Origin of the sequence: Chitinophaga sp. sic0106 (genome assembly GCF_019219075.1) — a bacterium.
Taxonomy (GTDB): Bacteria; Bacteroidota; Bacteroidia; order Chitinophagales; family Chitinophagaceae; genus Chitinophaga.
In genome coordinates, this window is record NZ_JAHUWJ010000008.1 from 115,167 (window position 1) to 127,249 (window position 12,083).

10 protein-coding genes are annotated in these 12,083 nt (G+C 47.3%); 6 read left to right on the forward strand and 4 right to left on the reverse strand.

The features are described 5' to 3' along the window. The first annotated feature begins 73 nt into the window (after positions 1-73). A complete protein-coding gene (locus tag KW844_RS13995) occupies positions 74-940 on the forward strand; it encodes a creatininase family protein (protein ID WP_218377407.1) in 867 nt (288 codons plus the stop codon). Between the two features lie 142 nt (positions 941-1,082). Here the strand turns inward: KW844_RS13995 and KW844_RS14000 are convergent, their stop codons facing one another. The 3 genes from KW844_RS14000 to KW844_RS14010 all read right to left on the reverse strand — a co-directional run bounded on the left by KW844_RS14000 (position 1,083) and on the right by KW844_RS14010 (position 3,294). After that, a complete protein-coding gene (locus tag KW844_RS14000) occupies positions 1,083-1,568 on the reverse strand; it encodes a hypothetical protein (RefSeq protein WP_218377408.1) in 486 nt (161 codons plus the stop codon). Positions 1,569-2,479: 911 nt separating this feature from the next. Continuing rightward, positions 2,480-2,797: a hypothetical protein gene (locus KW844_RS14005; RefSeq protein ID WP_218377409.1), complete on the reverse strand. Its 318-nt coding sequence runs from the start codon at positions 2,795-2,797 to the stop codon at positions 2,480-2,482. Between the two features lie 89 nt (positions 2,798-2,886). Beyond that, positions 2,887-3,294 (reverse strand): OsmC family protein, encoded by a 408-nt coding sequence (locus tag KW844_RS14010; RefSeq protein WP_218377410.1) that lies wholly within the window; start codon positions 3,292-3,294, stop codon positions 2,887-2,889. Positions 3,295-3,424: 130 nt separating this feature from the next. Here KW844_RS14010 and KW844_RS14015 point away from each other — a divergent pair, with 130 nt between their 5' ends. The 5 genes from KW844_RS14015 (at position 3,425) to KW844_RS14035 (ending at position 11,224) form a co-directional block, all read left to right on the forward strand. After that, complete coding sequence (locus KW844_RS14015) at positions 3,425-4,246, forward strand: hypothetical protein (RefSeq protein WP_218377411.1); 822 nt, start codon at positions 3,425-3,427, stop codon at positions 4,244-4,246. Positions 4,247-4,282: 36 nt separating this feature from the next. Then, a complete protein-coding gene (gene lipA / locus KW844_RS14020) occupies positions 4,283-5,179 on the forward strand; it encodes a lipoyl synthase (RefSeq protein WP_218377412.1) in 897 nt (298 codons plus the stop codon). Positions 5,180-5,524: 345 nt separating this feature from the next. Then, entirely contained in the window at positions 5,525-6,859 is a 1,335-nt protein-coding gene (locus KW844_RS14025) for a TolC family protein (protein ID WP_218377413.1), read from the forward strand. 18 nt (positions 6,860-6,877) lie between these two features. Further along, on the forward strand, positions 6,878-8,017 hold the full coding sequence (locus KW844_RS14030; protein WP_218377414.1) for an efflux RND transporter periplasmic adaptor subunit: 1,140 nt from the start codon (positions 6,878-6,880) through the stop codon (positions 8,015-8,017). Positions 8,018-8,041: 24 nt separating this feature from the next. Then, entirely contained in the window at positions 8,042-11,224 is a 3,183-nt protein-coding gene (locus KW844_RS14035; protein WP_218377415.1) for an efflux RND transporter permease subunit, read from the forward strand. A gap of 61 nt (positions 11,225-11,285) precedes the next feature. Here KW844_RS14035 and KW844_RS14040 read toward each other — a convergent pair whose 3' ends face one another. Then, entirely contained in the window at positions 11,286-12,035 is a 750-nt protein-coding gene (locus tag KW844_RS14040; RefSeq protein ID WP_218377416.1) for a tetratricopeptide repeat protein, read from the reverse strand. Positions 12,036-12,083: the final 48 nt, after the last annotated feature.

A 12,083-nucleotide genomic window follows, 5' to 3' on the forward strand; every position in this document is an offset into this window, starting at 1 on the left:
TCAAAATTAATTCATTGTTTTCATAAATGGGGGTAATATATTTTTACGGGCATATTCATCAATTAAATCTTTTATGAAAACATTCCTGATCGTCTTTGCTGTATTACTTATTTCCAATTATGCACATGCCCAGCAGCTGCCTGCCCGCTGGGATGAATTAACAGCAGATGATTTTCCTGCTGCATTACAAAAATCCTCCAGGACCTGTATTTTGCCTATCGGTATTCTCGAAAAGCATGGTTTGCATGCACCTATTGGTACGGACCTGATCCATGTGCGTGAATGGGCCGCACACGCAGTAACGCAGGAATATGCGGTGGTGTTTCCTGACTACTTTTACGGGCAAATCAATGAAGCCCGCCACCAACCCGGCACGTTTTCCTTACCCAATAAATTGATACTCGAATTACTGGAGGCTACCTGTGATGAAATTGCCCGCAATGGTTTCGAAAAAATCATTCTCCTGAACGGGCATGGAGGGAATCCTGAATTCCTGGAATTCTTTATGCAGGGATTGCTTAATAAACGGCGCAGTTATGCAGTGTATCTGTACCGGCCTGAAAACGATTCCGCATTCGTGAAAACCTACAACCAAATGCATCGCAGCGATTTGAGCACCGACCTCCATGGAGGTGAAAGCGAATCTTCTATCATACTACATTACCGTCCGGATCTGATGCATATGGAGCGCGCCACTGCTGATAACGGTGAAAATCAGCATAGGTCATCCCTCCCAGACCTCTATACCCCTATCTGGTGGTATTCTTCCTTTCCTAATCACTATGCCGGTGATGCTTCAAAAACGAATGCGAAACTGGGGAAGTTAATTACGGATCATGAAATAGCGCAGTTTGTGAAGGCGCTGAAGGCGGTGAAAGCGGATAGTAAGACGATTGAATTGCAAAAGGAGTTTTATGGGGCGGTGGATAAGGTGAAGTAGGAGGGTTATGGGGCCATTACTTAAAGAATGGCCCCATAATACTTATTCTTTGTGTATTTCGGGAGTCTGACTGCAATAAAACAGGTGAACCATCGTTAGGCGTCTTAATGCTCCAGTTTTGCTGTCGTAAAATTTACAAATGTTAATTTTCAAGTTGAGGTTCTTGGTTACTTCTTCTGAAGCGAATGCGGGATTTGCTATCTCCGATTGTACGATTAATCATCTCATAGAGTTCTCCCAAGCTTGGTATATAGACATTGGAAATGGTTAGTTTTTTATCAATATTTCTATATCTCAACCTGATTTCCTTTTGGTCGCCATCCTCCACAGCTGGGTTTATATATTCTAATCTAAAGGTATCAAGCCTTAGTTGTGAAAAAAAATTGCAAATGCTATCACCTTGATTTTGGGATAAAGCCTTACTGAATAACATCGTGTTTTTACCACCTTCAAGGCCATCCTGAAAGAATACAAAGAGACTATCATTTGTGATCTGATAATGGGTAGAATAAGCCATGGAACTATTCATATCCCAAATTTCAATCTGAAAGTCTGTTTGGCAATGCGGTTGCCTCCGTGGGGCACAGGCAACGAGTAATACTACTCCCCAAAGCACAATTTTCTTCATTTTTTTAGAGCAATTTTCACATCTTAGAATATTATTCATCTAGTAAGAAGGTTATCCTTTATCTATTTAATGACAGGTTCAACAAACCTGGTCACGGGTGCGTCATCCTGATTTTTCCAGAACGATTCGTCATTCATTATTTGAAATAACAATGCAGATAAGACATGGTCTGTTTGCTTTGTGGATTTGCCATTGAGTAATTCATACCATCTCCAGGTATTCGATTTTATTGCGATGAGCCCAGATTGTATTGTCATAAAGTAAGTAATTTCACCATCGGTAAGCCCAGGGTCCCTCCTTAATTTATAGACCCTATAGTTTATACCGTTGATAGTATAAGCCTGTTGTTTTGCCAGGATAAGCTCGCATGAATCTCTCCCAAAGACACCCGACCAGTGATAATGTAGTGAGTCGAACAAAATAGTAAAAGTATCCGGAAGAAAAATAGGTATAGCTATAATGTTCCTGAGATGTTTTAGATTGGAGGTGATAGTTTATCAACCAGGCACTGTCTTTCCGGATGTTTAAAAATGTCAGGCTATCTGTTGGCAGCGACGAGTCAGTTGAAGGCCTGAACTCAGTACATGCGGCTAGTACCCCAAAAAAGCTAATTGATTTAAGAATTTTCATTTTAAGAAGTTGCTTATCCCTGATTACAGTGTTGCATAATTTTCATCCGTGTTCTCCTGCATTAATACTCCATTGGTTGAGCAGATTGAATGATATTGATCTCTATTAAGATGTTACACTCCCTGGCAGGTTGTTTTAATTCACTTCTATCACATACTGCCAATTACGATTTTCTTGATCCCAGCTATCCCGCTTCTTAGCAAACTGACTATAGCTTACCGTTTCCCGATCTATATCACCATACAAAAACAAATACCTTGAAAAATCAACTTGCTGGTTATTTAATGCCACCTCAAAGAAAAAGGTTCCGTCCATTGTTCAGTAGTTCTTCCTTTTCCCCATATGGCAATGCCACCAAGAGACAACTCTTTGTCAGTTAACCCAAAAGCTGTTATAAGGCAATCATCCATCCACTTTGCCGTATCCCATCCGTTTCCATTTGATCTCAGATGGGTTTGTAGTAATGACACCAGTATGGAAGAAGCTCCGTCGAGGTATTGATTGTAGTATACTTCGGGCTTCAGGAGATTGCTGAGGTATGGAATGCCGGCATTGAGTTTTTCCGCGATCAGCTCCTGTATTGATTTCAATGATTTCATTATTTTCTAATATATTCATGCCTGACAGCTATCAGAACAAAAAAGGGCAGGATATCCCTATCCTGCCCCAATAACGTTCAATTACCGGATTACCAGTTAAACACCACCGTCTGCTTAATATCCGGATGCACACTATACGCCACAGGACAAGTATGCGCCGCCTTTTCCAGCACGGTCCTTTCCTTCTCGCCCAAACCATGACCGGCAGGGAAATCGAAAGTAATATCCACGCCTACAATCCTGCGGGGGTCGGTACCCATAATCTTTTTGATGCTCACTTTGGTGCCGTCAATGTTCCACTTGCTCTCACGGGCACGCATACCCATAATCGTCAGCATGCAGGAGCCCAGGGCAGTAGCTACCAGGTCAGTTGGAGAAAACCTTTCCCCGCGGCCATTGTTATCTACCGGAGCATCGGTTTCAATCACGGAGCCGGATTGCAGGTGGGTAGCAGTGGTGCGGAGTTCGCCGGTGTATATAATTTCAGCTGTATTCATGGTTATGTTTTTAGATTTGAATGCAAGTTACATATTGTAAACAAACCATAAAATAAGTGTATTTTTAATTATCATAACATAACAATACCTTTAGCAAAGCGTTTAATAATTATATCAACAGCCCATTACTGTGAAAAAATTATACTTGATCATCCTTATTTCAGCGATCAGTGGCTTAGTTTCAGCACAAACCACGTCTACCAATTCCGGCAAAACAGAAAAAGAACAGCGTAAGCTGAAGAAAATAAAGGTTTTCAAGGAACAGGAAGAAGGGGAAAACGTATTCCAGCGCGATTTCTCCCTGGGAGGTCGCCTGAATACCGACGGCTGGAGCGGTTTCTTCGAGCTGGGCTATCGCAAAAGCCGGAAAATCGTGAATTATTTCCAGTTTGAAATCTCCGAAAAGAAAAGTCCCAAGGAAGATAAGCTCCAGGCCATCACACCACTGGGCTTTAGCGCCCGTCCATTTATCTACGGGAAGCAAAATAACTTCTACCCGGTGAAATTTGGCGTGGGCCAGCGCTACCTGATCGGCGGCAAAGCCAATAAAAATGGGGTAGAGGTATCCGGTATCTATTACGGTGGTATCTCCATTGGCCTGCTGAAACCCTACTATCTGAGCGTAAATGCCGGCAACGACCGCCTGGAAGATATTAAATATGATCCTAATGGACCCTACGCGGATGTATTCCTAGACGATGCCTCCATCTACGGTGCAGGCGGATTCGGGAAAGGCTGGGGCGAGCTGAGCGTGATCCCCGGCGTACATGCCAAGCTGGGCCTGCGGTTCGACTGGGCACACTTCAACGAAGTAGTAAGTGCACTGGAATGTGGCGTGAACTTCGAAATGTATACCAAGAAAGTACCTATTATGATTAATGATTATAATAAACAGTTCATGTTTAACGCTTATGTAGGTCTTCAATTCGGGAAGCGCTGGAATAAGAGATAAGTATTACCTTTGTTTTTCTAAAGAAAGGAGTAAGCGATGCAAGAATTACCCGTATTAGCTGCCGAACCGGCCACCACCAGAGTGAAAAAACCAGACTGGCTGCGCGTAAAATTACCGATAGGCGAGAACTACAAACAGGTGCGTAACCTGGTAGATACCCATAAATTACATACCATCTGCGAAAGCGGAAACTGCCCCAACATGGGTGAGTGCTGGGGTGCCGGCACTGCCACCTTCATGATCCTGGGAAATATCTGTACCCGTAGCTGCGGATTTTGCGCCGTAGCCACCGGCCGTCCTGATCCGGTGGATAACGACGAGCCACAGCGTGTAGCAGAAGCTATCTACCTCATGAAAGTGAAACATGCCGTTATCACTTCCGTGGACAGAGATGAGCTCAAAGATGGCGGTTCCATCGTATGGGCCAACACCATCAAAGCGGTACGTGCCCTCAACCCGGATACCACCATGGAAACGCTCATCCCCGACTTCCGCGGCCAATGGGAAAACCTCCAGCGCATCATCGATGCAGCGCCGGAAATCGTTTCCCATAACCTGGAAACAGTAGAGCGCCTGACCAAACAAGTACGTATCCAGGCTAAATACCACCGCAGCCTCGAAGTGATCCGCCGCCTCAAAGAAGGTGGTATGCGCACCAAGAGCGGTATCATGCTCGGCCTCGGCGAAACCAAAGAAGAAGTGGTGCAGGCTATGCAGGACCTGTACGATAACGGTTGCGATGTAGTAACCCTCGGACAATACCTCCAGCCAACACCTAAACACCTCCCCGTGGTACGCTTCGTACACCCGGACGAATTTGCAGAATTACGCGAAATAGGATATAACATGGGCCTCGACTACGTAGAGGCCGGACCGTTAGTACGTTCCTCCTACCACGCAGAAAAACATATTGTTAGCGGTCGGAATAAATGATGACCGGCGGCTAACTTCATCTAATTGTTAAAATCCACCCATATGGGTGGATTTTTCTTTTTAGTATACTATCTTAGCGCCTCGTTTAAATTTACCTAAAACGGCAGCATAAACCCGTTGCTAACCTACTACCTGAGTGTGTTAACTTAAACACCTACCTGTTATCTGCGACTGCACAGCATTAGTAATTGAATGCACTGAACTTTTTGCAGGTCTTATGGATTTGCATTATAAAGGACGATAATCTGGCCATACATACTATGTATCTACGTATACACCTGTACGTTACCTCCCTTTTATTGTCTGAGATTGGAACAACGAAGAACTGAATGTCAAAAGCCTTTTATGAAAAGAGCATTTTACCTGTTAGCTGTGTCGTGCGGAATGTTATTCTCCGGCCAGCTTCACGCGCAGCAATCATCGGACTCTCTGCTGACTTCCGCCTCCCTGCAGGATTGTATCCGTTATGCACTGGCCAATCAGCCACTGATCCATCAGTCGCTGATCGATGAAGCCATCACCGACCGCACCATCAAAAGTAAACTGGCCGACTGGTACCCGCAGGTACAGCTGGACGCAAACCTGCAGCACTACCTGGAACTGCCTACTTCTATCTTCGGTGGGAATCCTACCAAAGTAGGCGTAGCCAATACCTCCGGTGCCACGTTTACCTTAAATCAAAACCTGTTTACCCGCGATCTCCTCCTGGCAAGCAATACCGCCAGAGATGTACGTAAGCAAACCAAACAAACCACCACCAGCAACAGGATAGAAGTGGTGGCCAGCGTTAGCAAAGCCTACTACGACGTGCTGCTTACCCACCAGCAAATTAATGTGCTGAACGAAGATATCCTTCGCCTGGAACGCTCGCTCAAAGACGCAGTGAATCAGTACGAAAGTGGTGTGGTCGATAAAACTGACTATAAACGCGCCAGCATCTCCCTAAACAATGCTAAAGCCCAACGCAAAACTGCGCTGGAACTGGTAACCGCCAAACAGGCCTACCTCAAGCAACTCATGGGATACCCCGCCACCAGCCCGGATGTACCTATCTCCAGCGATACCTCCCGACTGGCAGCGGAAGTAAACAGCAGCGATACCAGCATAGTCGCCGACTATCATAACCGTATCGAATACCAGCTGCTCCAAACGCAACAGAGCTTGCTGCAGGCAAACATCCAATACAATAAATGGAGCTTTATCCCCAATGTTTCGGCTTTTGTAAACTATGCCTTCGCATGGCAAAACCAAAACTTCGGACAGCTGTACAGCACCAACTACCCTAACTCCCTGTTAGGCGTAAAATTCTCTGTACCTATCTTCCAGGGTGGTAAACGCGTGCATAATATCAGAATGGCCGAACTCCAGCTGCAACGCAACGAATGGGATTTCGAAGCCCTGGATAAAGCTGTAAATACGGAATACACACAGGCAATGTCGGCCTACAGAAGTAACCTCAACGACTATACGACGCTGAAAGAAAATGTAGCCATGGCACAGGACGTATATAACATGCTGCAGCTGCAATACAAGGAAGGGATCAAAACTTATCTCGAGGTGCTCGTATCCGAAACAGAACTGCGTACGGCTCAACTGAGCTACTACAACGCCATGTACCAGGTATTGAGCAGCAAAATTGATCTGCAGAAAGCATTAGGAACATTAACAGTAAACTATTAAATGGTAACCGGAACGGATATGAAAAAAATGAATCACTTTGTCTTTTTAAGCGCTGCCGGCATGCTTGCCTTCTCTGCCTGTAAAGGTCCTGGACAAAAAGGCGCACCCGCTTTGCCCCCTACAGCGGTAAACACCGTGGAAGCCAACATTGCCCCGGCGGTGTATTACGATAAGTTCCCGGCCAGCGTGGTAGCACTCAACCAGGTGGAACTGCGCTCACAGGTATCCGGCTTTATCACCGGCATCTTCTTCCAGGAAGGAGAAGTAGTGCAGAAAGGCAAAGTCCTCTATGAAATCGACCGCCGCAAATACGAAGCTGCCTACCGCCAGGCGGAAGCCAGCATCGCCAGCGCACAGGCTAACTATAACAAAGCTAAAAAAGATGACGACCGCTATAAACGCCTCGCCGAACAAGATGCCGTAGCCCGTCAGATCCTCGATAACGCGGAAGCAGCCCTGGAAACTTCCCGCAGCCAGCTCGCTGCTGCCCAGGCCAGCCTGCTCGCCGCCCGCACGGATCTGGACTACTCCCTCATCAAAGCGCCGTTTACCGGCCGTATCGGTATCTCACAGGTTCGTTTAGGCGCACAGGTGAGTCCGGGTACCACGCTGCTCAACACCATCTCCAGCGAAAACCCGATTGCAGTGGATTTCGTGGTAAACGAAACCGATATCGCCCGCTACGCGGAATTACAAGGTAAGTCCACCGCCGGCGATACCACGTTCCGCCTCCAATTATCCGATGGCTCCATGTATCCGCTCAACGGCCGCCTGCTGGCAGTAGACCGGGGCGTGGACAACCAAACCGCCACCATCCGGGTACGTATCGAATTCAACAACCCGGATGATAAACTGAAAGATGGTATGAGCTGCGTACTCAACGTACTCAACCAACAATCCGGCGATCGCCTCATCATCCCTTACAAAGCCCTCACCGAGCAAATGGGTGAATACTTTGTATTTGTGGCCAAAGACAGCATCGCCATCCAACGTAAAGTGCATCTCGGACCAAGAATGCGCGATCAGATTGTAATCATGGAAGGACTCCAGCAAGGTGATAAAGTTATTACAGAAGGATTCCAGCGCCTTCGTGATAGCAGCAAGATTCAATTAGGTACACCTGCCGCTCCGCAAGGCGCCGCAGCAGCGAAGAAATAAGTTCACGAGACTCAACACTAGATCATGATTGCAAATACTTTTATCAAAAGACCGGTAACAGCGATAGTGATTTCTATCGTACTGGTGCTGGTGGGATTATTGGCGATGACGAGCCTGCCGATCGGGCAGTATCCGGAAATCTCCCCGCCCACCGTACAGGTAACCGGCACATACACCGGCGCCGATGCCCAAACCGTGGAGCAAACCGTAGCTACCCCCGTAGAAGTACAGGTAAACGGTACCCCCGGTATGACTTATATCTCTACCAATAATACAAGTGCCGGTCAGATGAGTATGACCGTTAACTTCGAAGTAGGTACAGATATCAACATCGCCGCCCTCGACGTACAAAACCGCGTAGGTATCGCACAGCCTACCCTGCCACAGGAAGTACAGCGTTTAGGCCTTACCGTGAGAAAGCGTAACCCGAGCATCCTCATGCTCGTAGCCCTGTACTCACCCAAAGGCACACACGATATCACCTTCCTGGATAACTATACCAACGTATATGTGAAAGATGCCCTGCTCCGCGCAAAAGGAGTAGGTGATATCTTCACCCGCGCGGATGACTTCTCCATGCGTATCTGGCTCAAGCCTGATAAGCTGGCGCAAATGGGCGTAACCGCTGATGAAATCCGCGCCGCCCTGCAGGAACAAAATGCCCAGATCACCGCAGGTTCCGTAGGAGCCCCGCCACAGCCGGTAGGGCAAACATTTGAATACAACATCTTCACCAAAGGTCGTTTGCAAACACCGGAGGAATTTGGGAATATCATCATCAAAACCCGCCCCAGCGACGGGTCCATCGTATACCTGAAAGATGTTGCCCGCATTCAGCTGGGTAAATTCAACTACTCCGGTAACAACTTCGTGGATGGCCGCCGCGCTGCCTATCTCCTGGTATACCAGGCACCAGGTAGTAACGCGATAGAAACTGCCGCCAACGTAACCGCAGCTATGGAAGACCTGAAAAAGGCATTCCCTAACGACGTGGAATACGTAGTACCATTCGAATCTGTTTCCGTAGTGAAAGTATCTATCGAAGAGGTGGTACATACGCTCGTGGAAGCACTGATACTCGTGGTATTGGTGGTGTTCCTCTTCCTGCAAAGCTGGAGGGCAACCATTATCCCGATCCTCGCGATTCCGGTGTCCATCATCGCCACCTTCATCTTCTTCATCCCACTCGGCTTTACCATCAATACGCTGACCCTCTTCGGTTTCGTACTGGCCATCGGTATCGTGGTGGATGATGCCATCGTGGTGGTGGAGGCAGTGCAACATAATATAGATCATGAGAAGATGTCGCCCAAAGACGCTACCATACAGGCCATGAAAGAGATTTCCGGGCCGGTGATAGCGATTGCGCTCATCCTCGCAGCGGTGTTCGTACCGGTAGGTTTTATACCTGGTATCGTAGGCCGTCTGTATCAGCAGTTTGCGATCACCATCGCTATCTCTGTACTGATCTCTGCGTTTGTGGCATTATCACTCACACCAGCACTGTGTATCCTGATCCTGCGTCCGATGCATCTCGACAAAGATTCCAAAGGTCTGAACAAGTTCTTCTTTAAGTTCAACCGCTGGTTCGGACATACTACCTCCAGGTACTCCATGGGCGTGAAGAAAACGATCAAGTACTCCCGCCTGGCACTGGTGCTGCTCCTTTGTATTTTCGTAGGTACGGCCATGTTATTCAAGGCCAAGCCAAGCGGCTTTATTCCTACAGAGGATGAGGGACGTGTGATCATTACCTTCGACCTGCCGGAATCTTCTTCCACAGAGCGTACGGTATCCGTCATGCAGCAGATGATGAAGGACCTCGACGAAACGCCTGGTATTGCGCACTACGCAGCACTGGGAGGCCTGAACGCGGTGAACTTCTCCACAAAATCCAACAGTGGTACCATCTTCTGTCAGCTGAAACCATGGGATGAGCGTAAACCTGATTCCTTACAGGTATTCGGCCTGGTAGCTACCTTGCAGAAAAAACTGTCGAAATATAAAGAGGCCAACCTCGTCGTGATTCCACCGCCTGCGATTCCGGGGCTGGGTCAAACGGCCGGTTTCTCCTTCGTATTACAGCAGCGTACTGCCGGCGATATCAAAGCATTTGAAAGCGTGCTGCAAAACTTTGTGGCCAAGGTGAATCAACGTCCGGAAATTTCCAGGGCTTTCTCCTTCTTCACTGCACGTACGCCGGGGTATCAGCTGGACATCGATCGCGAAAAAGCGAAGAAAATGGGCGTGAAAATCTCTGATATTGCAACTGCCCTGCAAACGTATATGGGTAGTGCTTACATCAACGACTTCACCATCTACGGCCGTAACTTCCGAGTGGTAACACAGGCGGATTCTTCCTACCGTGGAGATATCAAGAACCTCAGTCAGCTGTTTGTCCGCAATACTGCCGGTAACATGGTGCCCCTGAGTGCATTAACATCTTACAAAGTAGTAGAAAACGCGCCGGTTATTTCTCACTATAACCTGTTCCGTTCCGCGGAAATCAACGGTAACCCTGCACCGGGCTACAGCTCCGGCGATGCTATCAAAGCACTGAAAGAAGTGGCTGCCCAGGAATTACCGGAAGGTTATGGGTACGAGTTCTCTGGTTTGAGTAGGGAGGAGTTGTTATCGGGAGATAAAACCGTATACATTTTTGCGCTGTCAATTATATTCGTATTTCTGTTCCTGGCGGCGTTGTACGAAAGCTGGTCCGTACCGTTCTCCGTACTGCTGGCAGTACCTATCGGTGCATTCGGTGCCATCCTCGTACTAACGTTCTTGCCTAAACTGAGTAACAACGTATATGCACAGATTGGTCTGATCACGCTGATCGGGTTGGCGGCTAAAAATGCGATCCTGATCGTAGAGTTTGCGAAAGAGCGTGTGGATAAAGGAATGGACGTAGTCACCTCCGCTGTGGAAGCCGCCAAGCTGCGTCTGCGACCTATCATCATGACCTCCCTGGCTTTCCTCCTGGGTATTATGCCGCTGGTACTGGCCTCCGGTGCCGGTGCGGAAGCACGTAAAACCATGGGTTGGACGGTATTGGGTGGTATGTTTACCGCTACCTTCCTGGCGATCTTTATTGTACCGGTACTGTTTGTGGTGATCACCAAACTGGCCTATGGTAAAGCCAAGCTGGAAGAAATGAAGAAAATGTATAACAATGTGCCTGATCATGATATTCAGGGAAGACCATAATCTTTGACCTGAGCAGTTCCAATTGACACCCTGGGTGTTAATTGGAACTGCCCGGGAAAAATTATTTTAGCGTAGCTAATTCTTTTCTAGATAGCCAAACCCACTTGCGAATAGTCCTTCGTACATACCTTGGATGTAATCCGATCTCCGCTTTCGTTCTCTCAAATTGCTCCCTGGCTTCCTGCGTGAGGCCCTGCCTTTTCAACAGCAGCCCGTAATAATACATTGCTTCCAGGGAATGATGTACCTGGATAATTTTCCTATAGGCTTCTTCTGCTTTTGCTGTGTTGTCAGTGGCTTCAAGCGCCTGTGCATACATCAGTTCATCTGCAGTATTCACCATGCGAACGCCTTTAAAACTATTCACTTTATCAAAGGTGGCGAGACTTTCAGCAAATTGATTGTTCATAAACTGCAAGCGTGCCAGCTGTAAAAAAATCCCCTGATCGGCGGCATAGGACTGGGCACATTCCTGCGTAAGCTGAATGGCTTTATCATATGCTTTGCGATGTCCGTAAGCAGCTGCCAGCTGCATTTTATTGGTAATGGTGCCTGCCATCTGCACCTTTTTTTCCCACTCTTTTACCCTGCCATCAGGCCATAAAGCAAGCTGGAGATTCTGAACGAGTGTACCACTGGTAATGTCCGGCAGTATCTCCTGGAAGAAATAAATGAGGGAGCCGATTACCGGCAGGAATAGCGTGAGGTATATGCCTTCACGGTTATTGTGGCGGTAGGCGTGGTATACACAAAGAAGCTGGAAAATGATGAAGAGAAAATAATAATCGCTCCAAAATGGAAATGGAAACATAGGTTTGGGCATCAGGGTTAAAGCACTGATGGGGGGCTAAAATAGAAA